Here is a 22,490-nt window from a genome sequence, read left to right on the forward strand (position 1 = left end):
AATATGTTCTGTGTCTACTTGCGGCCAGCCGCCGTCACGTCGGATGGATCCTCTGGATCCCACGCATAGGCCGGCATCAACAAGGGCTTATAGGTCGGCAGCGGAACTGCGAAGGTCGCCGTTTCAACAACACCGGCGACCGTGCGTGCGAAAAACATTCCGATTCCGTCGAACGGACCGCGCAGCATACCACGCACCCAGCCCTCATGAGTCCAGACTTCATAAATCTGACGCGGAACCTCTATCCATCCGGTCGAAAGATTCACCATACCTCGAATGAGCTTTCCGGAGATCCGGTCACTAAGAGCTGGCGACTCATCAGCCTGTGCCGGAGCCTGCGCCACCAGGCCGACGATCAGTACCGCCAGCAAGACTCCCATCTTCATACCCATCCGATTCAGCAATTTGCTCCTTCTATCCATTCCTTGCAAGTCGAAATCGCTTTCGTTATGGTACCGCACGATGGATCGAATGCGTGCGCGCCAGCTCATTCTTGCCTGCATAAGTGGCCTCCTGCTCCCTCTGTGCTTTCCGAAATTTGATCTGGGGCTCCTCGCTTGGATCGCCATGATTCCCCTCCATGTCGCCCTCGACTCGTCTACGAGACGGCGGGCTTTTTGGATTGGATGCCTGACGGGGACCATTGGATTCACCGGAATCATGGCCTGGGTGGTCACCGCGATGACCACCTATGGGAAAGTTCCCCTTCCCGTCAGCTACGCCATTTTGCTCCTGCTCACTGCCTATCTTGGACTTTACATCGGAATCTATAGTTGGAGCGTCGTCTGGTTACGCGAATTCTTACCACGGTATGGAATTATGTTTTCGCCTTGCGTGTGGGTCTCGCTCGAACTGCTGAGAACCTACGCGTTTTCAGGATTTCCCTGGAGCTTGCTGGGCTACTCACAGTATCGCGAACTGGAACTCATCCAGGTCGCCGACCATCTCGGTGTGTATGGCGTCTCCTTCCTGATCATCCTCGTGAACCTGACGCTCGCCGAACTGCTCCTGTGGCTCATGCCCTTCTTCCGCGGATTCCGTCCGAAGAAGCTGCCGTGGGAACTCGTCACCGTCACCAGCCTGCTCATGTTCTTGACCTACGGATATGGCACATCACTCCTAGCCGGAGCCACGCTGGCACCGCCGAAAGGGGTCGTGACCGTCGGCTTGGTTCAACCCAATATCGATCAGGCGGTGAAGTGGGAGAGCGCCTATCGCGACGACACGATGCAACGATTCGCTCGCCTGACACACCAATTTGGCGATACCACCGACTTGATCGTCTGGCCCGAAGCCGCCACGCCATTCATATTCGAGCGGGAGAGAGACTATCAGCTTCAACTCATGGCCCTGGCCGACCGGGCCAAAGCCCCGATCCTATTCGGCAGCCCGGCGCTCCGCTTTTATCCGGACCGTCGTCCCTACTTATTGAACAGCGCCTATCTCTTGTCGGCAGACGGGACGATTCTTGGGCGGTATGACAAGCATCACTTAGTCCCGTTCGGAGAATACATTCCACTGAAGTCGTCGTTGCTGTTTTTCCTCGATAAGCTGGTTGAAGGTATCGGCGACTTTGAGGCTGGTCCAGGCGGAACAACGTTGTCGCTGACTCCCAAAGCAACGATCCGTGAAGACGGGACGTCCGTTCCCTCCCGCCCCCTGAAGTTCGGCGTGGCCATCTGCTATGAGGTGATTTTTCCGGATCTGGTCCGGCAGCTCGCGGTCAACGGCGCTGAATTTCTGGTGACCATTACGAACGACGGATGGTTCGGAAACTCCTCGGCACCCGCGCAGCATTTTTCCATGGTCGTCTTCCGCTCGGTAGAAAACCATCTCGCCTTTGCCCGCTCCGCCAATACCGGGATCACCGGCGCCATCGATCCCTACGGGCGGATCCTGCACGCGACCGGACTCTTTTCAGCGGAATCGGTTCGGGCGACGATTCCGGTCTGGCAACCGCGGACATTCTACAGCCGGCACGGGGATGTGTTTGCCTACGGCTGTGTGGTAATCTGCGCGCTGTTGTGCCTGATCAGTCTTCTCCGGCCGAAAGAGCCGGTTCACGGCACGACCGCTATCACTCCAGTGTAATTCGAAAGGATACTTGCATGTTAGAAGAGGTACGGAGTCGCGTGCAGACGGTCGGAGCCCAGGTCTCGGAACTACGGGGGCATCTTTGACCTCGCTCGCATGACCGCCGAGCTCGAAGAGCTCGAAGCCAAGATGGGCGTCCCGACATTCTGGAACGACACCAAATCAGCCGCAGCGACCAGCCGGAAAAAAGTCACGCTTGAGCGCGAACTCATCCAATGGCGTGAGATCGAGACGAAACTTGGCGACCTTCAGGCTCTGCTCGAACTGGCGGAAGAAGGCCAGGATCCCTCCCTTGAACAGGAGCTGACGACGGAGCTTCACCGGCTTGAAACCACGCTGGCCACGCTTCGCGTCGAAATGCTCCTCTCGGGAGAACTGGATTCGAACAATGCGATCATGGCCATTCATCCCGGTGCCGGGGGCACGGAGTCGCAGGACTGGGCGCAGATGCTCCTGCGCATGTATGTCCGATGGGCTGAGACCAAAAAGTTCAAGGTGGAAACATTGGACCTGCTCCACGGCGACGAAGCCGGAATCAAGAGCGTGACCATCTCGGTGACGGGCCCCTATGCGTACGGGTACTTGAAGGCTGAAGCCGGCGTGCATCGCCTGGTCCGAATCTCCCCCTTTGACGCGAACAAGCGACGCCATACTTCCTTTGCCTCGGTCTTCGTCTATCCGGAACTCAACGAGGACATCGATGTCGTCATCGACGACAAAGATCTCAGAATCGATACCTTTCGAGCCGGCGGCGCCGGCGGCCAGAATGTGAACAAGGTTGAAACGGCGATCCGGATTACGCACATCCCCACCAACATCGTCGTGCAATGCCAGAACGAGCGATCGCAACTCCAGAACCGCAATGGCGCGATGAAGATTCTGAAAGCCCGTCTGTTCGAAGTGGAACAGAAAAAGAAAGAGGCGGAATTCAACGCCATCGTCGGCGAGAAGAAAGAGATCGGCTGGGGCAGTCAGATCCGGTCCTATGTGTTCCAGCCCTACCAAATGGTCAAAGACCACCGGACGGCCCATGAAACCGGGAACGTCGCGGCGGTCATGGACGGCGATCTGGACACGTTTATTGAAGCGTATCTGAAGAAGAAGATGGCCGGAGCGCTCCTCGCCCCGACCACAGCCGGCACGGATGAGGATTAACAGGACACGGAACGACCATGGATGAATTGAACGAACAACGACAGCAACGCATCAAGAAGCTCGACCAGCTGCGCGCAGGCGGCGTGGCTCCCTACGGCACTCGATTCGAAGTCAAAGACCGCGCGGGACAGCTCATCAAGCTGCATTCCGAAAAGTCCAAGGAAGTCCTGGAAGAGGAGAAAATCGGCTGCACCTTCGCCGGCCGCGTAGTCGCCTTGCGCCGGTTTGGCAAAGCCGGCTTTGCAGTCATACAGGACGGCGCAGACCGCTTACAGGTCTATCTCAAGAAAGATCTCCTCACCGAACAATCTTATATGGTGACGGAACAGCTCGACCTGGGCGATTGGATCGGAGTCAGCGGCACACTCTTCCGCACCAAGACCAATGAATTCACCGTGGAAGTCCGTGAGCTGACCTTCTTGAGCAAGGCCCTGCGCCCGTTGCCGGAAAAGTGGCACGGACTCACCGACGTCGAAACACGCTACCGGCAACGCTACGTCGATCTGATCGCGAATCCCGACGTCCACGACATTTTCGCCATCCGAAGCCGGATCATTGCGGGCATCAGGTCATACCTGATCGAACGCGGATTCCTGGAAGTCGAAACCCCGATGATGCACCCGATCCCCGGCGGCGCGGCCGCGAAGCCTTTTGTGACCCATCACAACGCCCTCGGTATCGACCTCTATTTGCGCATCGCACCGGAGTTGTACCTCAAGCGGCTCATCGTGGGGGGCTTTCCCCGCGTCTTTGAAATCAATCGCAATTTCCGCAACGAAGGCATTTCCACGATTCACAACCCCGAATTCACGATGCTGGAGTTTTACGTCTCGTATGCCGATTATCAGGACCTGATCATCCTGACCGAGGACATGGTGTCCAGCCTGGCCCAGCAGATGCTCGGAAAAACCGTGATCGACTATCAAGGCAAAGAGATCACCCTCACTCCACCCTGGCGGCGCTGGTCCTACCACCAGTCCATTCTGGAAGTGAACAATCTGGATGCATCCGTCCTGCAAGATCGCGACAAGGCCGCTGCCGCCGCGAAATCACTCGGCATCCAGGTCGATCCCAAGGCCACGCTCTTTAATATTGTGAACGAGATTTTCGAAGAAACGGTCGAGCCGAACCTGATTCAACCGACGTTCATCACCGACTACCCGATCGAAATTTCCCCCCTCGCGCGGCGGAAGGATTCCAATCCCGCGCTCACCGACCGCTTTGAGCTCTATATCGCCGGACGAGAAATCGCGAATGCCTTTTCCGAGTTGAACGATCCGCTCGATCAGCGGGAACGATTCGAAGGCCAGGCGGCCCAGCGCGAAGCCGGCGATGAAGAAGCGCATCTTGTCGATGAGGATTTCTTGCGCGCATTGGAATACGGCATGCCGCCGACCGCCGGCGAAGGCATCGGCATCGACCGCTTGATTATGCTGTTCACGAATCAGGGTTCGATCCGTGATGTCGTCCTGTTTCCTCAACTCCGGCCGGAGAAATAATCGCCCATGTCGATGCCGTATGAAATCTTTGTCGGCCTTCGATATCTGCGCGCTAAGCGGCGGAACCGTACGATCTCACTCAACACGTTCGTGTCGATCGCCGGGATTACGCTCGGCGTGGCCGCCCTGATCGGGACCGTCGGCATCATGACCGGCTTCAAAGAGGACATTCAGGCCAAGATTCTCGGGACCACGGCCCATATCATCGTGCAGGACCGTATGAAAGACGGCATGTCCGACTACGAACCGACCACGAAACAGATTGAAGCCGTCCAGGATGTCGTCGCCGCCACACCGTTTGTCCTGAAGCAGGTCCTGCTCACCACGCCGAACGGCGTCCAGGGCATCGTGCTTCGCGGGATCGACCCTCAGCGGGAAGGGCATGTCACCGAGCTCGCCAAGAATCTCGGAACCGGCGAACTGTCCGACTTGAGCAAACCCGTGAAGATCAAGCAACCGCCGGCCGACGACCCCACCGGTCCGGCCGTCGAAACGGAGAAACCGGGCATCATCCTCGGCAAAGAGCTGGCTATGCGCCTCGGAGCTTTCGTGGGCGACACGGTCAACGTGGTCTCGCCCGTCGGCCCGATCAGCGCCATGGGCATGGTCCCGAAGATTCGCACCTTTGCCGTCGTCGGCCTCTTTCATTCCGGCATGTACGAATACGATTCCTCGCTGGCCTATATCGACCTTGCCGAGGCCCAAAAGTTCTTCAATATGGGCTCGACCGTCTCCGGCATCGAAGTGAAAGTCACCGACGTCTTTCGCGCGAACGACATCGCTCACAACATCGAAGGCTCATTGGGATTTGTCTACGGCGCGAGAGATTGGATGCAGATGAACCGCAATCTCTTTTCAGCGCTGAAGCTGGAGAAGACGATGATGTTTCTCCTCCTGGTCCTGATCACCATCGTCGCCTCGTTCAATATCGTCAGTACCCTCACGATGATCGTGACGGAAAAGCAAAAAGAGATCGCAATTCTGAAAGCCATGGGGGCGACCAGGAAGAGCATCCGGCGCATCTTTATGCTGAACGGTCTCATCATCGGCTTCAGCGGCACGGCCATCGGCATTCCCCTGGGCTACGCCTTCCTCTGGCTGATCCAGACCTTTTGGGCGTTCGACCCGACCGTCTATTACATTTCCAGAATTCCCGTCCACGTCCAGGCGCTCGATGTGCTCCTTGTGGCTGGTTCCGCCATCCTCATCAGCTTTGCCGCGACCGTCTACCCGTCTCTCCAGGCGGCCAAGCTTGAACCAGTCGCGGCCCTGCGATACGAATGAGTACGACTCCTATACCACTGACCGGTGAGAACTATCCGATGATCCGAATAACGGACCTCCACAAATCCTTCACCATGGGTTCACAAGAACTCACCGTGCTCAAGGGGATCGATCTGGAAATTCCACGCGGGCAAATGGTGGCGATCGTCGGGGCGTCAGGCGCCGGGAAGAGCACCATGCTCCATATCATGGGGATGCTCGACCGGCCGACAAAGGGGACCGTCTACTTCGACAATCAGGATCTCTTCCAGATGTCCGAGGCGCAGCAGGCCGAATTCCGCAACCGCCGCATCGGCTTTGTCTTTCAGTTTCACCATCTATTGCCGGAATTCACCGCGCTGGAAAATGCCTGCATGCCGGCGCTCATCCAGCGGCGGCCGATCGAGGAAGTCGAGCAGGAAGCTACGACCCTGCTTCAAGAAGTCGGACTGGGACAGCGGCTTCACCATAAACCGGGAGAACTCTCCGGGGGCGAACAACAACGTGTCGCGGTTGCCCGGGCACTGCTGCAGAAACCCGATCTCGTCCTGGCCGATGAACCGACCGGAAACCTTGACACCCATACAGGCGAAGCCCTGTTTGGCCTGCTTCGTGATCTGAACCGAACCCGCAAGACCACCTTCGTGATTGTGACCCATAACGACAAGCTCTCCGCCCAGTCCGACCGCATCATTTACATGCAAGACGGGATGATCGTCTAAGTCTTGACGGATGTGGTCGAGATCCCTAGACTGCAAAATATTACGGAGTCCTTTCGAGCTTCATGCGAGGTAAGGCTATGAAACATTTATTTATTCGCGCTCTTGGGTTGACTGCCCTCATGCTGATTCCGAATCAGGTCCTGGCCGTGGAATTTGTCACCGTCGGCCCCCGGGCCGCCGGCATGGGTGGCGCTGGAGTGGCGATTACGACAGATGCCCTGGCCACCTATTGGAACCCGGCCGGCCTGGCCATGACACAGACTGTGGATATCCGAATACAGGCTACTGCGCAGGGGGTGGATCGCCACGGAGTCCGCCAATCATTGCAGGACATTGAAGATTTGGATAAGAGCAATACCCCTGCTAATCTCAGCCGTGCACAAGACTTGGCAAACCGGTTAAACCGGCCCGGCGCGTCCCTGTCGGCAAGTGGTGCCACGGGACTCTATTTCAAAGGACATTTTGGCGAGCATGCGTTTGGATTTAACCTGTCAGACGTGGCAACCGCCGGAAGCTTCTTGTCCCGACCAGTGACGGCCACCGGTGGAGGGGCGCTCACAATTGACGGGCAAATGGCGCTGCGCGGTCTTGAAGCCAGACAAGCGGCGTTTTCCTATGCCTACGCTTTCGCTGAAAAGACATTTGCCGTTGGAATTACAGCAAAAGCCATTCAAGGTGCCGCCTATTCTGGTTCAGCCACGATTAACGGTCAGGATCTCACGCTATCCGAGAGCTTCGGCAAGTCGAAGCTCTCAACTGCCTTTGCCGTCGATGTCGGCGCCATCTATCGTCCCGCATCCTGGCTGCGGCTTGGAGTGGTCGCCAAAGATCTTACCCAGCCACAATTCGATGCGCCCGATGGCACCAAGCTCAAAATGCTGCCGCAAGTGCGAGGCGGCGTTGCCGTGAACCCCTACTCGTCGCTCACGTTGACGGCCGATATGGATGTCACCTCAAACAAGACCTTTGTCCCGGGGATAAAGAGCCAAGTACTGAGCGTCGGTGTAGAACAAACGATTTTGAACGAGTTTCTTTCTCTTCGAGCCGGTGCCTATAAGAATGTCCAGGACGCCGCCTCGACGATTACGCCCACTGCAGGGTTTGGACTACGGATATTTGCTCTCCGTATGGACTTCGGCGGAGGCTATGATTTCCGTGAACGCGGCATATTGGCTTCGGGCTCTGTCTCTTTGACGTTCTAATGGTATACTGAGAATTATGATATTGCAGACCAAGTCCTTTCGACATGCCTTCCTTGCCGGATTATTTGCGCTGACCATTGCCGGTTGCGGTGGCCTTCAGGAAATGTGGGAAGGTCCAGGCGCGAAGGTATTTCGTCCCCAGTCAGTCGCGGTGTTGCCACCGATGGCCAGCCAATATGACAGTGCGCGTGAGGATATTCAGGAAGTCCTTGCGGGGTCGCTCAGCAAGACCGGGCGAATCGAGCGCGTCGTCCCGGCGGAGCAAGTCACCGATATCTTTCAGGGGTCGAAGGAAGCGTTTGACTCGCTGGTGTTCTATTTCTCCAGGCTTGAAATGACGGGCCAATCAGACAAAGACTCGGCGATCAAACTGGGCAAGTCACTCAATGTCGAGTCCTTTCTCGTGATCCGGATCAATGCCTGGGAGTATTCGAGAAAAGAAGGCGACAATGTCGGCCGTGTCGGGTTGAGCATGCGTCTCATCGACGCCACGACCGGAACGACTGTCTGGAAGGCCAGGCATGAGAAGGCCAGCAGCTACATGTTCTTTAAGCCGAATTTGAAGGATGTGGCGGCCGACTTGACCGATGAGATGATCAAATATATGCCGCCGTCGACAAGTTCCGGCAAGCGGTAGTGCCTGCCCCATCCGCCTGATCCATCCAAGACACTGCCCCGCATCTAGGCGCTCTGGTTCATCGCCGCTTTCAGAGAAGCGACGAACCGGCCGACTGTGACCGGCATATCTGACGATTGCTGGTGCGCCGCAATCTGCTTCACAATCGCACTCCCGACAATGACCCCATCCGCCATAGCCGAGACCTGCGCCGCGTCTGCCGGCGTGGACACGCCGAATCCGACCGCCACCGGCGTCTTCGTCACCTTCTTGATCTTTCCGACGTTCTTGCCGACTTCCGCCATATTTTGAATCTTGGCTCCGGTAATCCCCGTGAGCGAAACATAGTAGAGAAACCCCTGCGACTCCTTTGCCACGTAGGTCCGTCGATCGGACGTGCTGGTGGGTGCCAGGAGGAAAATAAGCCGTAACCCGGCTGCCGCAGCCGGACCTTTCAACGGACCCGCTTCGTCAGGGGGCATATCGGGGACGATCAGTCCATCGACTCCTGCCGCCCCCGCTTCACGGCAGAACGTTTCCAACCCCATGGCATGGATCGAATTGTAATACACCATGAGCACGATCGGGACCTGCGTGCGCGGCCGTAGCGTCTTCATCATCGCCAGGATCTTCCTGAGCGACGTGCCGCTTCGCAGACCTCGCTCAGCCGCCAACTGGATGACCGGACCGTCGGCGATCGGATCCGAGAAAGGCACGCCAAGCTCAATGATGTCAGCGCCGGCCTGCTCGATCTCCACAACCAGCCGCTCGGTGTCCGCCAGACTGGGATCCCCGGCCATCAGATAGGCGATCAACGCCTTTTTGTTCCCCTGGCGCAATCGCTGAAAGGTCGATTCAATCCGTCCGGTCATAGCGTCACCCCCCGCATCCGCGCCACTTGCTGAACATCTTTGTCTCCACGGCCTGAAAGATTGGCAATGATGACGTTGGACTTTTTGAGTTTCGGAGCCAGTTTCACGACTTCGGCGATGGCATGCGCACTTTCCAGCGCCGGCACAATCCCCTCCACTGTCGCAAGCAGATCGAAGGCCGCGAGCGCTTCATCGTCTGTCGCATAGGTGTATTGAATACGTTTCAAGTCGTGATAGAGGCTGTGTTCCGGCCCCACGGCCGCATAGTCCAGCCCCGCCGATACCGAGTGGGTCAAATTAATCTGACCGTCCTCGTCCTGCAGGAGATACGTCATCGTGCCTTGAAGCACGCCGGGCTTCCCCCCGAAGAATCGCGCGGCATGTTTTCCGCTTTCGATGCCGGTGCCTCCCGCTTCGACGCCGATCATCTTGACCTTCTTATCGCCGAGAAAGGCATGAAACAATCCGATGGAGTTGCTTCCCCCGCCGACACAGGCCACCAGATAGTCGGGCAGCTTTCCTTCCGCAGCCAGAATTTGCTTGCGGGCCTCCTGGCCGATGATCGCTTGAAAATCGCGGATCATCATCGGATAGGGATGCGCGCCCAGCACCGACCCGAGAATGTAATGGGTCGTGCGCACGTTCGTCGTCCAGTCGCGCATGGCCTCGCTGATGGCGTCCTTGAGCGTCCGGCTCCCGGCATCGACTCCGGTGACTTTGGCGCCGAGCAAACGCATCCGGAACACATTCAGCGCCTGCCGCTGCATGTCTTCGGTGCCCATATAGATTTCGCATTCCAAGCCGAACATCGCTGCCGCCGTGGCCGTCGCGACGCCATGTTGTCCGGCGCCGGTCTCGGCGATAATCCGGGGTTTCTTCATCCGCATGGCCAGAAGCACCTGGCCGATGGCATTGTTAATTTTGTGCGCGCCGGTATGGCAGAGATCTTCGCGCTTCAGATAGATTTTGGCCCCACCGAGCTTCTTGGTCAGCCGCGAGGCAAGATACAGCGAGGTCGGCCGCCCGACGTATTGCTTGAGATAGTAGGCCAGTTCCTGACGGAACCCGCGATCTTTCCGAGCCGCGGCGTACTCTTGCTCTAGTTCGAGCAACGCCGGCATCAGTGTTTCCGGCACATAGCGGCCTCCGTAGGGGCCGAATCGTCCATGGCTGTCAGGCACCTTCTTCATCGTGCACTTCAATCCTTTCAGATGGTGACGGAGTATAATCGGGCCTCTCAGGCCGAGACAAGCCTGGCGGCTTCAATGAATGTCCGCACCTTGACGTGATCTTTCTGTCCTGGACGCACTTCGACACCGCTGCTGACATCGACTCCATAGGGCCGCACCTGTCGAATCGCCTCGGCCACATTATCCGGCGTCAGGCCACCGGCAAGAAGCACACGTGAGGCACGAGCCGCTTCGGCCGCCAAGGTCCAATCGACCGTCTGGCCTGTGCCACCGTAGGCCTGATCGGAAAAGGCATCCAACACGAACGCACGGACGTTCGCGCGTCCCTGAAATTCGGCCAGCGCCAAAAACGTTCCGCGGTTCTTGAGCCGCAGCGCCTTCATAGACGGACGCCCGAGCCCCTCGCAGTAGGCCGCAGACTCGTCACCATGCAACTGAGCCAGAGCAAGTCCGCACTCGTCCATGAGCCGTCGCACAGCAGCGGCTTCTTCGTTGACGAACACACCGACCGCCGCCACAAACGGCGGTAAGTCATTGATGATCCGCTTGACCACCGCCGCTTCGACGAAACGCGGGCTCTTACGATACATGATAAAACCGAGGGCATCGGCCCCCGCCTCAACGGCGACCCGCGCATCGTCTTCGTTGGTGATACCGCAGATTTTGACTTTCACGCGAAATACATTGCTCTCACGCGTTGTGGACCGACTTCGTTGTTCCACGCAATTCCGCGATTTTCTTCTCGATGCTCTCGGACTTGATCAGCGACTCCCCGACCAGCATGGCATGCACGCCGGCTTCGACCAGCTTCAGCACATCCTCGCGCGTATGAATGCCGCTCTCGCTGATAATGATCTTGTCTGATGGAATGCGTTTGGCCAGTCGGAACGTCACGCCAAGATCCGTCGTAAACGTCCTGAGATCACGATTGTTGATGCCGATCATGCGGGCCGTCGGGATCCATTCCAGCACGGTATCCAACTCCCGTTCATGATGCGTTTCAAACAGGGTGTCCATCTTCAATTCAGTCGCAAGCGCGTGAAAGTCGATCAGCTGGCGCTTTTCCAACGCGGCCACGATCAGCAGCACCGCATCGGCCCCATGAGCGCGGGCTTCATAAAACTGGATATCGCCCACCATAAATTCTTTGTCCAGCGCCGGCATGGGAAGCGCCTTCTTGATCTCGGCCAGATATCGCAGGTCGCCCTGGAAGAAGTCTTTATCGGTCAAGACGGACAGGGCGGAGGCCCCATGTTCATGGTACGAGCGCGCAATTTTGAGATAGTCGAAATCCTGGGAAAACTCGGTGCGCAGCAGACCGAGGCTCGGCGAGGCTTTTTTCACCTCGGCAATCAGGGCCGGACTCGTCGCCGTCCTGGTCGCATCGAGCGTCACGGCAAAGCCGAGCGGCGGCGACGAGTCTCGAATGGCGGACTTGAGATCAGCCAGGTAGCCACGGCTCTGCTTGTGCCGAAGCTCGGCTTTCTTATGCTCAAGAATCTGATCCAGAATCATGCGTCAGGATACCTTCTTCGTCCAAGCCACCAACCGATCGAGTTTTTCTGCCGCGGCACCTGTATCGAGCGCCTGTCTGGCGATTCGCAGTCCGTCTTTTAGCGTCTTCGCCTGCTGACCCGCGACAATCGCAGCCGCGGCATTCAGACACACAATGTCGCGTTTCGGCCCCTTCTTCCCTTGGAGAATTTCCCTCGCGATCCGGGCATTCTCTTCCGGTGTGCCGCCGGCGATTTCCTTCTTGTGGACGCGGGGCAGATCAAATTCTTCAGGCGCCACAAAATAGTTGGACACGACACCGGCTTTCCCTTCGGAGACTTTCGTGCGGTCGCAGATGGTGAGCTCATCGAGCCCGTCCATCCCATGCAAGACAAAACAATGCTGCGACCCCAATTGCACCAGCACTTTGGCCATGACCTCGGTCAGCTTGGCGTCATAGACACCGAGCACCTGGTGCGTGGCCCCGGCAGGGTTGGTCAACGGACCGAGGACATTGAAGAGCGTTCGGATTCCCATCTCCTGTCGAGGCCCTGCGCAATGTTTCATGGCGCCATGAAAGAGCGGCGCAAAGAGGAACCCGATACCCACCTCATTGATACAATCCGCCACGCGCTCCGGCGGCAGGTCGATCTGGACGCCGAGGGCGCTCAGTACGTCCGCGCTGCCCGACTTGGACGATACCGACCGGTTCCCGTGTTTCGCCACTGTGAGTCCGGCTCCGGCCACCACGAATGCCGCCGTCGTCGAAATATTGAACGTATGCCCGCCGTCTCCGCCCGTTCCGCAGGTGTCGATGACGATCGAGCTGCCCACTTGGATTCGCGTGGCCCGGGCGCGCATCGCGCGCGCCGAACCGGCGATCTCATCCACCGTTTCGCCTTTCTGGCGAAGGCCCATCAGATAGGCGGCGATTTGCGCCGGAGTCGCCGCGCCGTCCATGATTTCCGACAGCACGTCTTCCGCTTCTTTTTCAGAAAGGTTGGTGCGTTCGGCTAATTTGGCAATGGCGTCTTTGATCATGGAAGACGGGCAATCCGATGAGACTAGAGCTTTAAGAAGTTTCGGAGGAGGTCTTTTCCCGCCTTGGTCAAAATCGATTCCGGATGAAACTGCACACCTTCGACCGCGAGCGTCCGGTGGCGCAATCCCATAATTTCACCTTCGGCCGTCTTCGCTGAAACCTCCAGGCAATCGGGCAGATTCTTCGGATTGACCAGCAATGAGTGATAGCGGGTCGCCTCGAAGGGATTCGGCAATCCGTGAAAAATCGTTTTTCCGTCGTGTGAAATCATCGACGTCTTCCCGTGCATCAACCGTTGGGCGCGGATCACTTCTCCGCCGAATGCCACACCCAGCGATTGGTGGCCTAAACACACGCCGAGGATCGGCATACGGCCGGCAAACTGGCGGATCGTTTCCACGGACACGCCGGCTTCTTTCGGCGTACAGGGGCCAGGAGAAATCACAATACGACTGGGCCCAAGCTCTTCGATCTGCCGCAAGGTGATCTTGTCGTTGCGATAGACGCGGACATCTTCGCCCAACTCACCGAGATACTGCACCAAGTTGTAGGTGAAGGAGTCGTAATTGTCGATCATCAAGAGCATAGTCAACCATGATTAGGTGATGCGTGACGAGTGACGAGCGAAATCTCTGCTTCTCCGCTACCTGTCACTTGTTACGTGTTACGTGTCACTTTCCTTATTCCAGACCCTGCTCGGCCAACTCGATGGCTTTCATCATGGCACGGGCTTTATTGCAGGTTTCTTCGTATTCGTATTCCGGATTTGAGTCCGCCACGATGCCGGCCCCGGCCTGAATGAAGGCTCGCCGCTTGGATACCACGACCGTGCGGATATTGATGCACATGTCCATGTTACCGGAAAAGCTGAAATAGCCCACGGCGCCGGCATAGGGACCGCGCCTGGTCGGCTCCAGCTCTTCGATGATTTCCATCGCGCGAATCTTCGGAGCGCCTGACACTGTCCCTGCCGGAAAGCAGGCCTGCAGCACATCGTACACGGTCTTCTCCGGAGCCAACCGGCCGCTCACATTGGACACAATGTGCATGACGTGCGAATAGCGCTCGACGTTCATCAGCGATTCGACTTTGACGGAGCCGCTCTCGGCCACCCGCCCGACGTCGTTTCGGCCGAGGTCCACCAGCATAATATGCTCGGCCCGTTCCTTCTGATCGGCCAGCAGGCGGCGCTCCAGTTGCTCATCCTCTTCGACGGTGGCGCCGCGACGACGGGTGCCGGCGATCGGACGAACGGATACCAACCCATCTTCGCACCGCACGAGGATCTCCGGCGACGACCCCACCAACTCGACGCCCGCTATCCTGAGGTAGTACATGTACGGCGACGGATTGACGACTCGAAGCGCGCGATACAGCTGGAACGGTGTCGCATGCAGCTTCGTTTCCCATCGCTGAGACAACACACACTGAAAGATATCGCCGGCCTTGATGTATTCCTGCGTCTGACTGACCATCTTTTCGAAGTCAGCCTTGCTCATATTCGGGGTGAACGTAATCGGCGTCCGTCGACGCTTGGGCGCGGTCCGGCGGAGCGGCCGGCGCAAACGGGCAATCATACGTTCGATGCGAGCAGTGGCCTGACGATAGGCCTGGCGGATGGCCCGCTCCGATTGGGACGCGACATGCGCATTCGCGACGACCTTAATCTTCTGTGCCACGTTATCGAAAATAAGGAGCGTGTCGGTCAGCAGAAAGGCAAACTCCGGCAGGTTCAGACTCTCTTTCCGGCGAACCGAAATATTCTCGAACGTGCTCACCATGTCATAACCGAGATAGCCGACGGCACCGCCGACAAACCGGGGCAGCCCCGGAACGGTGACCGGACGATAGGTCTCCATAAATTCCCGCAGACGATCCAGCGGTGCGCCGTGACAGGCGATACGACGAGTCCGTTTGCCCTGCTTGATCAGAAGGTCGCCGCGATCTTCCACCATGAGGATCGGTGACCCGCTTCCGAGAAACGAGTAGCGGGCCCACTTCTCCCCTCCCTGCACGCTTTCCAATAAATACGCCGACGGACCATGATCGATCTTTGCGAACGCAGAAACCGGCGTCTCATAGTCCGCCAGAATTTCCCGGTACAAAGGAATGAGATTGCCCGACTGTGCGTACCGCCGGAATTCGTCCAAGCTGAGAGAATACGTTGGCGTTGCCATGCCTGCGGAATTACTCCATTCCAACGATGAGTTTCTGCCCCAATTCAATAATATCGTCTGAAAGTTTATTCCACTTTTTCAGCTTGTCGATGGGGACGCCGTACAGGCGGCTCACGCGAAACAACGTCTCCCCGGGCTTCACCACGTGAATGGTGGTTCCTGATTTGGCGCCGGGCTTGGCCGTTTCCGCAGGGGCGGCCAGGCCTGCCATCTCTTTCGTCGAATCCTGCAAGAGGGCATCGGTTTCACGCGTAAGCGCCGCCAGTTCATCGACCTTCTTGGGTTTGGCGGATGCGGACGGGGCCATTTTCCGCATGTCCTGCATGGCCTTCCGCTCCAGCATAGCCGACTCTTTAACCGCCTCAGACTCTTCCTGGAGCCGTCCCATTTGCTCTCGGGCCGACTGAACTTGCGCGGCTAATTCGCGGTTCCGCGCCTCGAATTCAGCCAGTTCTTTTTTCGTTCGCTTCGCTTCGCTGTCGAGCTCAGCCGTGCGCTTTTCTTCCTGAGCCAGCAACCGCTGGAAGTTCAGACTTCGCGCCTTCTCCGCATTGTATTTTTCCTCGAGCACCACACAGCCGCTGAGCAACATAGTGCCGCACAACACCAACACGCCGGACCCGACCACCTTACAAGTCTGATTCATCACTCGACGATCCTCCATCTTCATTGTCCACCTCCGCCGCCGGATCATGACTGCATCCCAAATCGGCCATCCCGCCTCTCACAACGTCCGGTCATTCATCAGCTCACGGGTCACTAAGAATACGGTCCAACGCTGTGAAAGTCAAAGCGAATTGGGGCAAGACAGGGGTTTGACCCACTCCTGGTGCTGTGTTACCGTCCCCTTCATGAAAATTGTCGATTCGGACATCTGCAGCCATGGATAATCACGCACACCCGTCATCTGCCAGAACCATTTCCGTACAGGGCATTACGCTGCATCTGGCGCAACCGATTACCACGCTACAGGAATGGATCGGGAGTCGAGAGCCGCTGCAACAACTCCTCGCCTGCTGGCTCAAGGTCGATCCCCGAGATCTCCCGCTGTCGCCGAGAATTACCGGTCCTCCTGGCATCGGAAAAACGACGTTGGCGATGTCGGGCGCCAAGGAACGCAAACAGAATCTGTACGTCTTTCAATGCACTGCCGATACCCGCCCGGAAGACCTGCTGATTACACCGGTCCTGGCTGAATCGGGCTCCATCGCCTACCACGCGTCGCCACTGGTGACCGCGGTGCTCACCGGAAGTATCTGCGTGCTGGATGAAGGCAACCGGATGAACGAGAAAAGCTGGGCCTCCCTGGCCTCCTTGCTCGATCATCGGCGCTGCGTCGAATCGATCATCGCAGGTATTCTGATCGAAGCGCACGAAGACTTTCGCTGCTGCGTCACCATGAACGAAGATGCCTCCACGTATGAAGTGCCGGACTACATGCTCTCCCGACTGCAACCGACCCTCGGCCTTGGATTTCCGTCGCGGCAGGATGAAATGGCGATTCTCCGCTACCATCTTCCCTTTGCGAAGGACGAGATCCTGAACATTGCCGTCGGTTTTCTGCAGGACGCCCACCAGCTGAATCTGGAATACTCGATCCGCGACGGCCTCCATCTCATCCAATACGCTGTCAAACGGCTGGCCCAGGACTCATCCCATCCGGTTGCACTCGACCGCATGTGGCAGGAATCGCTCTTGAAAGTCCTCGGCCCCGACTCGCTGGATTTGGAAGAGCAGTCGAAACGGAGAACACGCGCGATGGGCGATCAAGCGCTCCCCAAAGGCTTTGGCGATTTCTTTTTTGAGGAAGACGACCCTCTACACCCGGGACGCTGAATGTCTCGCTATACGCCGACCGACGCACAAATACTCCGCCTGTCACCGCGTATCGATCTCCTTCCTATCCTCCACGGCAGCGGAGACATCGCACAGGAAGTCCGCGAAACCCTCATCGGAAAAGGGTACGACTGCCTGGCCGTCCCCCTCCCGCCTTCCGTAGAAGCCTGCATTGAGCAGGCCGTAGATCGCCTCCCGGACATCAGCCTGATCGTCTTGCCGGAACCGGCGCACGAGGAAAAGGCCCGCGTCAGCATGATTCCCGTTGACCCCTGTCAGGCCGTCATCATGGGCATCCGCGTGGCAATGGGCGAATCCATCCCTCGCGCTTACATTGACCGAGAGGTCGCCCGATTTGAACCGAGTCCTTTTGTCGGACCCGATCCCTACGCCGTCAAATCCGTCTCGCTTCCCATGCTGGCAGCTGCGACCTTGCCCGCTCTCACCATGCCGCCACCCGGATCCCAGCAGGACCAACGGATCAGATGGATGGCCTTTCGGCTACATGAACTGGAACTGGACCATGCCTCCATCTTGTGCCTCTGTCATATGACGGATTGGCCCTGGCTCCGTGCCGCCTATCAAACCAATGCCCCCTATGACCGGCCCGAGTCGACGGCCGGACAGCCGGTCCGGTGCAGCGTCAACCGCGACTCCCTCTACTTCGCCCTGGGGGAGCTTCCCTTTCTTACCGAACTCTACGAACAGCGCCGTGAAACGCTGTACTCCGATTGGAATCTCGCCCTCGATGGCGTCAAGGAACTCCTCATTGAAACACGAGCCAGGTGGATCGAGCATCACCGGTCAGAAGGCGCCTCCATCCCCGACTGGGTGACCCCGCAGATCCTCCAAGTCATCTTACAGTACGTACGGAATCTCACGCTCCTTGAGCGCCGCCTCACCCCGTCACTCTACACACTCGTCCTCGCCGCCAAGCAAACGGCCGGAGACGACTTTGCCGTCACGCTGCTCAAAACGGCCAAGAGCTATGGCTATCAGGAGGATCTGACTCCGTCGAGGTCCGACGCGATCACCCTGGGACTCCATGAAGTGGAGCTGCCTGACGGAACCATCGCCGCCGCCACCAATCGCCTGCAGGGTCCGCCGCTTGTCTGGCGGGAGCTGGCGCTGAAACCGAAACCTGACCGGAACACCAGCCGCCGCTGGTCCCATCTCTGGAACCCGCAACGGCAATGTTCCTGGCCTCCGGAAGATCAGCGAATTGAAAGTTTCAATACTCATGTGCGGGCTCAGGCATCCGCGCTCATCGGCGCGGATTTGGCCAAGACCGAAAAATTCACGACGTCGATGAAAGACGGGCTCGATCTCCGGGAAAGTCTTCGCCGGTGGCTGGGCGGAAAGCGATCGCGCGGCTCATCGTCCGGCAGCACACTGCCGCGCATGGATCTCTATGTGCGAGAGATCCCGCCCGCTCGAGGCAATGTAGAAGTCGTGATCTTCCTGTTTGATACTCCCGCCGACCCCCTGACCTATTCCTGGCAAGCCACCTGGTTTGCTGAACATCAAGAAGAATCCACCCTCTGTTTTTACGCCACCCCGTTCGCCGAAGACATGGTAGGGCCCGGCATCGCACAGTCGCGTTACGGCGGCGCGTTCTTCCTGTTTCCTCCCCGTCCGATTCCGGATATCTGGAGCGATCCCCTCCTTGCCTTTACGACCACGCTAGAAGAACGGCTGATCGCCGCCGCCGCCGTACACACCCGCGAGACCCATATCGCGCTCGTGACGCCGATTCCGCCGCGCGCCAGCTGGCGAAGGATCGCCAAACAATTCGGACGGACCCTTGTGCCCATTCCACTGTCCAGATTCTCGAGCCAGACCCTTGATCGGCTCCGTCGCTTTCACGTGCTCAATGGCCATGAGATCAGAAGTTATGCCACCAGATTTATTCGATAACCTCTCGCCCTCCCGGCGACCTGATTCCTCTGCGCCGGCTTCGGAACAGCTCGCCTGGCTTCGCCAGGAGATCCGAAGACATGACTACTTGTACTACGTCAAAGACCGCCCCGAGATTTCCGACGGTGAATACGATCGGCTGTTCAAAGACCTGAGCGATCTCGAAGCCGCTCATCCGGAATTGGTGACGGATGATTCTCCGACTCAACGAGTCGGGGCCCCGCCTCTGGCGGAATTGGGCAAGGTCAAGCATGAACGGCCGATGCTTAGCCTCGATTCGATCGTCGATGTGGCCGACGTCCTGGCATTCGATCAACGGATGAAGCGGGAATTGGAGACAGAACAGATGGAGTACACCGTCGAGCCGAAGTTCGACGGCCTCTCCATTGAGCTGGTCTATGAGCAGGGCCGATTGGTGCGCGGTTCCACCAGAGGCGACGGAACAACCGGCGAGGATGTGACCGTCAACCTCCGGACGATCCGCTCCCTTCCCCTTCATCTGCGCACCGAGTCCTCTCCACCCGACCATCTGGCCGTGCGCGGCGAAGTGTATATGAAGCTCGACGATTTCCATGGATTGAACCGAACGATCACGGAACGGGGAGACGAAGCGTTTGCCAATCCCCGCAACGCCGCCGCCGGCTCTCTTCGGCAGCTCGACTCGAACATCACCGCAGCTCGCCCTTTGGTGGTGACCTGCTACGAAGCCATGGCGCTATCTACGACACCGCCGAATTCTCACTCGGAGGAACTGGACGCCTTAGCTGAGTGGGGACTTCCCGTTCCGAGCCATCGACGCCGGTGTCACACCATTGAGGAGGTCATCGCATTCCACCGCGAGACCGAACAGATTCGCGACAACCTCCCCTATGAAATCGATGGCCTGGTGGTGAAAGTGAACCGCCGGGCCTGGCAGGAACAGTTGGGATTCAAATCCCGCAGCCCCCGCTGGGCGATCGCCTTCAAATTCGCTCCGCGCAAGGAAATCACGATCGTGCAGGATATCGTCGTCTCGGTCGGACGTACCGGCACACTCACTCCCGTCGCACTCCTACGGCCGGTTGAAGTCGGTGGTGTGACGATCAGTCGGGCGACGCTGCACAATGCCGATGAGGTGGCGCGAAAAGATATCCGTGTGGGCGATACGGTCAAGGTTGAACGGGCCGGCGACGTGATCCCGGCCATTGCCGAACGCATCCTGATTCCCGGGGAATCCCGGTCCGAACCGTTTACGATGCCGGGACACTGTCCGGTATGCGGATCGGCGGTGGGACGTGAGGGAGCCTATTTTTACTGTACCGGCCATTCCGGGTGTGCTGCGCAATTGAAAGGCGCCATCGAACACTTCGCCTCCAAGCAAGCGCTCAATATCGAGGGGCTTGGGAAAAAGACCGTCGCGCAACTTGTGGATCACAAGCTGGTCGGAAGTTTGGCCGATCTCTATCGTTTGACCCGCGATCAACTGCTACCGCTCGAGGGGTTTGCGGAGAAGTCGACGGCACTTCTCCTCGAAGCCATCGAACAGAGCAAGACCGTGTCGTTGGCCCGCTTCCTGATGGGGCTTGGCATCCGCCAGGTCGGCGCGCATATCGCCAAGGTACTCGCTAAGGAACTTGGAACCTTGGACGCCATCATGGATACGGATGAAGCTCGCTTCTTAGCAGTCAAAGAAATCGGCCCTGAGATCTCCTCCAGCCTGGCGTCCTATTTCCGCGAAGAATCCAATCGTCGGGTCATTGCCCAGCTACGCGAGCTTGGTGTGATGATTACAGAGCAGGCTCGGTCGGCTTCGCCCCACTCGCTCCCGTTTTCCGGGAAGACGTTTGTCTTCACCGGCGGGCTTGACCGCTTCAGCCGCGATGAGGCTAAAGCTCTGGTCGAGCGATTGGGAGGGACCGTCTCTTCGAGCGTGAGCAAACGCACGTCGTTTGTCGTCGCGGGCCATGAGCCCGGTTCGAAGCTTGACCAAGCACAGAAACTGGGAGTAGCAGTGCTAGACGAACAGCGCTTCGCCGATCTGCTGAAAGAAGACTCAGCTAGCTGACGGGATTCAGTGAAGGCGTTTCCACAGGGGCGGGAGTCTTTTCTTCTTTATAAATGTTCACACTGCGGATCGATCGGGGATCTGCTTCGTGCACCACTAAACGGCAATGGGCGATGTGGAGTTCTTCCCCTGCTTTGGGGATACGGCCGAGTTCTCCCTGAATGAGTCCGCCGATGGTTAGGGCCTCGTCGCCGAGGTCGACCTTCAAGAAATCGTTGACCTTCCGCACTTCGGTCCTGCCGTGGACGAGAATCTGGTTCTTCCCGATTCGCTTGATCAACTCCTCGGTGATATCGGTCTCATCGACGATCTCACCGACCACTTCCTCCAGAAGGTCTTCGAGGGTAACCAGACCCATCACGCCGCCATACTCGTTGACGACGATCCCCATGTGACGCTTTTCCTGTTGGAATTGCTTCATCAAATCATCAGCCGTTTTCCCTGCCGGCACAAACAGAGCCGGATGGGCGATATCCCTGAGTCGGACATCTGATCGGCCCTTCGCCAGTTCGGTCAATGCTTTGGTCTTATAGAGCACCCCGGTAATGTTATCCAGCGTCCCGTCATAGACCGGGATACGGGAATACTTCGAGTTATACAGCAGCTCCTGCGCTTCCTTGAGACGCAAATTCCCATCCAGCGAGAAGACGTAGATGCGCGGAGTCATGGCATCTTCCGCGGTAATATCTTTCAACTGAAAGACATTCTTGATCATTTTTACTTCTTCCGACTCCAACTCGCCGGCCTTCCCTCCCTCATCCAGCATGATCTTGAGTTCTTCCTCAGTGACTAAGGGGAGAGTGAGGCCCTTGCCGCCGGTCAGCTTTTGAATGAGCGGCACCATGAGAAACAGGAGCGGCTTAAGGAAAATCTGGACGCCGTAGACGGGATAGGCCATGTTCAGGGTGACCGGCACGGCAAATTTGGCAGCCAACGTCTTTGGAATAACGTCCACCGACACCAGCAGGACGAACGTCAGGACGCCCACCATCACGGCGATGGCCTCCTCAAATACGGTTTTCCCGCCGTAGGCATTCAGGGTAATGAAGGTGGCATACATTGGGATGGCGGTTCCTACCAGCCGGTCTCCGACAAGAATGGTCGAAAGAAGCCTTTGTGGGTCACTTCGGAGCGTCAGCGCCATGGATGCCCGTTTGTTACCATTCTTGGCAAGGGCGCGAAGACGGGTCTCATTGACCGAAAAGAATCCGATCTCAGCCGTCGAAATGACGGCAGATAACCCTATCAATGCTAGTAGGATCAGAATATCCATGAGGGCTCTTGATTAGGGACGACTAGCCACGAAGGCTAGCCTGAAAGGGCGAACAGCGTGGATTCTACAGCAGAAAGAGAGCAGCGCTTCCCCT

General features: G+C 57.8%; 20 protein-coding genes. 10 read left to right on the top strand and 10 right to left on the bottom strand.

Annotation, left to right across the window (positions count from 1 at the left end):
- Window positions 1-14: 14 nt before the first annotated feature.
- Entirely contained in the window at window positions 15-503 is a 489-nt protein-coding gene (locus tag Q8N04_06935) for an exosortase system-associated protein, TIGR04073 family (GenBank protein MDP3090394.1), read from the bottom strand.
- Between Q8N04_06935 and lnt the strand changes: the two genes are divergently transcribed.
- The 7 genes from lnt (at window position 472) to Q8N04_06970 (ending at window position 8,572) form a co-directional block, all read left to right on the top strand.
- Window positions 472-2,091, top strand: a complete 1,620-nt coding sequence (gene lnt / locus Q8N04_06940) for an apolipoprotein N-acyltransferase (protein ID MDP3090395.1) — start codon at window positions 472-474, stop codon at window positions 2,089-2,091. The two genes, Q8N04_06935 and lnt, sit on opposite strands and share 32 nt — an antisense overlap.
- Before the next feature lie 17 nt (window positions 2,092-2,108).
- Window positions 2,109-3,249 (top strand): peptide chain release factor 2 gene (prfB, locus tag Q8N04_06945; protein MDP3090396.1). Its coding sequence is split into 2 segments (ribosomal slippage): window positions 2,109-2,177 and window positions 2,179-3,249, totalling 1,140 coding nucleotides; the frame shifts between segments, so codons are not numbered across the junction.
- A 17-nt stretch (window positions 3,250-3,266) separates the two neighbouring features.
- Window positions 3,267-4,748: a lysine--tRNA ligase gene (gene lysS, locus Q8N04_06950; protein ID MDP3090397.1), complete on the top strand. Its 1,482-nt coding sequence runs from the start codon at window positions 3,267-3,269 to the stop codon at window positions 4,746-4,748.
- A gap of 6 nt (window positions 4,749-4,754) precedes the next feature.
- Complete coding sequence (locus Q8N04_06955) at window positions 4,755-6,032, top strand: lipoprotein-releasing ABC transporter permease subunit (GenBank protein MDP3090398.1); 1,278 nt, start codon at window positions 4,755-4,757, stop codon at window positions 6,030-6,032.
- Window positions 6,033-6,070: 38 nt separating this feature from the next.
- Entirely contained in the window at window positions 6,071-6,733 is a 663-nt protein-coding gene (locus tag Q8N04_06960) for an ABC transporter ATP-binding protein (GenBank protein ID MDP3090399.1), read from the top strand.
- Window positions 6,734-6,810: 77 nt separating this feature from the next.
- Window positions 6,811-7,935, top strand: a complete 1,125-nt coding sequence (gene traF, locus Q8N04_06965; protein ID MDP3090400.1) for a conjugal transfer protein TraF — start codon at window positions 6,811-6,813, stop codon at window positions 7,933-7,935.
- A 16-nt stretch (window positions 7,936-7,951) separates the two neighbouring features.
- Entirely contained in the window at window positions 7,952-8,572 is a 621-nt protein-coding gene (locus tag Q8N04_06970; GenBank protein ID MDP3090401.1) for a hypothetical protein, read from the top strand.
- 44 nt (window positions 8,573-8,616) lie between these two features.
- Here Q8N04_06970 and trpA read toward each other — a convergent pair whose 3' ends face one another.
- The 8 genes from trpA to Q8N04_07010 form a co-directional block, all read right to left on the bottom strand.
- On the bottom strand, window positions 8,617-9,423 hold the full coding sequence (trpA, locus tag Q8N04_06975; protein ID MDP3090402.1) for a tryptophan synthase subunit alpha: 807 nt from the start codon (window positions 9,421-9,423) through the stop codon (window positions 8,617-8,619).
- Window positions 9,420-10,613: a tryptophan synthase subunit beta gene (trpB, locus tag Q8N04_06980; protein MDP3090403.1), complete on the bottom strand. Its 1,194-nt coding sequence runs from the start codon at window positions 10,611-10,613 to the stop codon at window positions 9,420-9,422. Before trpB ends, trpA begins: the two co-directional genes overlap by 4 nt.
- Window positions 10,614-10,660: 47 nt before the next feature.
- The gene (locus Q8N04_06985; GenBank protein ID MDP3090404.1) at window positions 10,661-11,287 is read right to left on the bottom strand and encodes a phosphoribosylanthranilate isomerase; all 627 of its coding nucleotides are present in this window, start codon (window positions 11,285-11,287) and stop codon (window positions 10,661-10,663) included.
- Between the two features lie 16 nt (window positions 11,288-11,303).
- On the bottom strand, window positions 11,304-12,128 hold the full coding sequence (gene trpC / locus Q8N04_06990) for an indole-3-glycerol phosphate synthase TrpC (protein ID MDP3090405.1): 825 nt from the start codon (window positions 12,126-12,128) through the stop codon (window positions 11,304-11,306).
- A gap of 3 nt (window positions 12,129-12,131) precedes the next feature.
- Window positions 12,132-13,148 carry an anthranilate phosphoribosyltransferase gene (gene trpD / locus Q8N04_06995; protein ID MDP3090406.1) on the bottom strand — a complete coding sequence of 339 codons (1,017 nt, stop codon included), beginning with the start codon at window positions 13,146-13,148 and terminating at the stop codon, window positions 12,132-12,134.
- Between the two features lie 23 nt (window positions 13,149-13,171).
- The gene (locus Q8N04_07000) at window positions 13,172-13,735 is read right to left on the bottom strand and encodes an aminodeoxychorismate/anthranilate synthase component II (GenBank protein MDP3090407.1); all 564 of its coding nucleotides are present in this window, start codon (window positions 13,733-13,735) and stop codon (window positions 13,172-13,174) included.
- Between the two features lie 94 nt (window positions 13,736-13,829).
- The gene (gene trpE / locus Q8N04_07005; protein ID MDP3090408.1) at window positions 13,830-15,326 is read right to left on the bottom strand and encodes an anthranilate synthase component I; all 1,497 of its coding nucleotides are present in this window, start codon (window positions 15,324-15,326) and stop codon (window positions 13,830-13,832) included.
- A 10-nt stretch (window positions 15,327-15,336) separates the two neighbouring features.
- On the bottom strand, window positions 15,337-15,972 hold the full coding sequence (locus Q8N04_07010) for a LysM peptidoglycan-binding domain-containing protein (GenBank protein ID MDP3090409.1): 636 nt from the start codon (window positions 15,970-15,972) through the stop codon (window positions 15,337-15,339).
- Between the two features lie 236 nt (window positions 15,973-16,208).
- Here Q8N04_07010 and Q8N04_07015 point away from each other — a divergent pair, with 236 nt between their 5' ends.
- From Q8N04_07015 to ligA, 3 genes are read left to right on the top strand one after another with little or no spacing between them, the layout of a single operon-like run.
- Window positions 16,209-17,162: an AAA family ATPase gene (locus Q8N04_07015; protein ID MDP3090410.1), complete on the top strand. Its 954-nt coding sequence runs from the start codon at window positions 16,209-16,211 to the stop codon at window positions 17,160-17,162.
- On the top strand, window positions 17,163-19,079 hold the full coding sequence (locus tag Q8N04_07020; protein ID MDP3090411.1) for a hypothetical protein: 1,917 nt from the start codon (window positions 17,163-17,165) through the stop codon (window positions 19,077-19,079).
- Complete coding sequence (gene ligA, locus Q8N04_07025; protein ID MDP3090412.1) at window positions 19,057-21,123, top strand: NAD-dependent DNA ligase LigA; 2,067 nt, start codon at window positions 19,057-19,059, stop codon at window positions 21,121-21,123. Before Q8N04_07020 ends, ligA begins: the two co-directional genes overlap by 23 nt.
- On the opposite strand, the gene Q8N04_07030 is transcribed toward ligA, so the two are convergent.
- Window positions 21,116-22,396 carry a hemolysin family protein gene (locus tag Q8N04_07030; GenBank protein ID MDP3090413.1) on the bottom strand — a complete coding sequence of 427 codons (1,281 nt, stop codon included), beginning with the start codon at window positions 22,394-22,396 and terminating at the stop codon, window positions 21,116-21,118. The genes ligA and Q8N04_07030 overlap by 8 nt on opposite strands.
- Between the last annotated feature and the right edge of the window lie 94 nt (window positions 22,397-22,490).

This window comes from Nitrospira sp. (assembly GCA_030692565.1).
GTDB lineage: Bacteria > Nitrospirota > Nitrospiria > Nitrospirales > Nitrospiraceae > Nitrospira_D.

Coding starts and splice junctions, on each gene's coding strand:
- Q8N04_07010 (MDP3090409.1), bottom strand. CDS start 15,972: ATGAATCAGACTTGTAAGGTGGTCGGGTCCGGCGTGTTGGTGTTGTGC.
- trpD (MDP3090406.1), bottom strand. CDS start 13,148: ATGATCAAAGACGCCATTGCCAAATTAGCCGAACGCACCAACCTTTCT.
- Q8N04_06970 (MDP3090401.1), top strand. CDS start 7,952: ATGATATTGCAGACCAAGTCCTTTCGACATGCCTTCCTTGCCGGATTA.
- traF (MDP3090400.1), top strand. CDS start 6,811: ATGAAACATTTATTTATTCGCGCTCTTGGGTTGACTGCCCTCATGCTG.
- lysS (MDP3090397.1), top strand. CDS start 3,267: ATGGATGAATTGAACGAACAACGACAGCAACGCATCAAGAAGCTCGAC.
- Q8N04_06935 (MDP3090394.1), bottom strand. CDS start 503: ATGCAGGCAAGAATGAGCTGGCGCGCACGCATTCGATCCATCGTGCGG.
- trpA (MDP3090402.1), bottom strand. CDS start 9,423: ATGACCGGACGGATTGAATCGACCTTTCAGCGATTGCGCCAGGGGAAC.
- Q8N04_07015 (MDP3090410.1), top strand. CDS start 16,209: ATGGATAATCACGCACACCCGTCATCTGCCAGAACCATTTCCGTACAG.
- trpE (MDP3090408.1), bottom strand. CDS start 15,326: ATGGCAACGCCAACGTATTCTCTCAGCTTGGACGAATTCCGGCGGTAC.
- Q8N04_06960 (MDP3090399.1), top strand. CDS start 6,071: ATGATCCGAATAACGGACCTCCACAAATCCTTCACCATGGGTTCACAA.
- trpC (MDP3090405.1), bottom strand. CDS start 12,128: ATGATTCTGGATCAGATTCTTGAGCATAAGAAAGCCGAGCTTCGGCAC.
- Q8N04_07030 (MDP3090413.1), bottom strand. CDS start 22,396: ATGGATATTCTGATCCTACTAGCATTGATAGGGTTATCTGCCGTCATT.
- Q8N04_06955 (MDP3090398.1), top strand. CDS start 4,755: ATGTCGATGCCGTATGAAATCTTTGTCGGCCTTCGATATCTGCGCGCT.
- ligA (MDP3090412.1), top strand. CDS start 19,057: ATGCCACCAGATTTATTCGATAACCTCTCGCCCTCCCGGCGACCTGAT.
- Q8N04_07020 (MDP3090411.1), top strand. CDS start 17,163: ATGTCTCGCTATACGCCGACCGACGCACAAATACTCCGCCTGTCACCG.
- trpB (MDP3090403.1), bottom strand. CDS start 10,613: ATGAAGAAGGTGCCTGACAGCCATGGACGATTCGGCCCCTACGGAGGC.
- lnt (MDP3090395.1), top strand. CDS start 472: ATGCGTGCGCGCCAGCTCATTCTTGCCTGCATAAGTGGCCTCCTGCTC.
- Q8N04_07000 (MDP3090407.1), bottom strand. CDS start 13,735: ATGCTCTTGATGATCGACAATTACGACTCCTTCACCTACAACTTGGTG.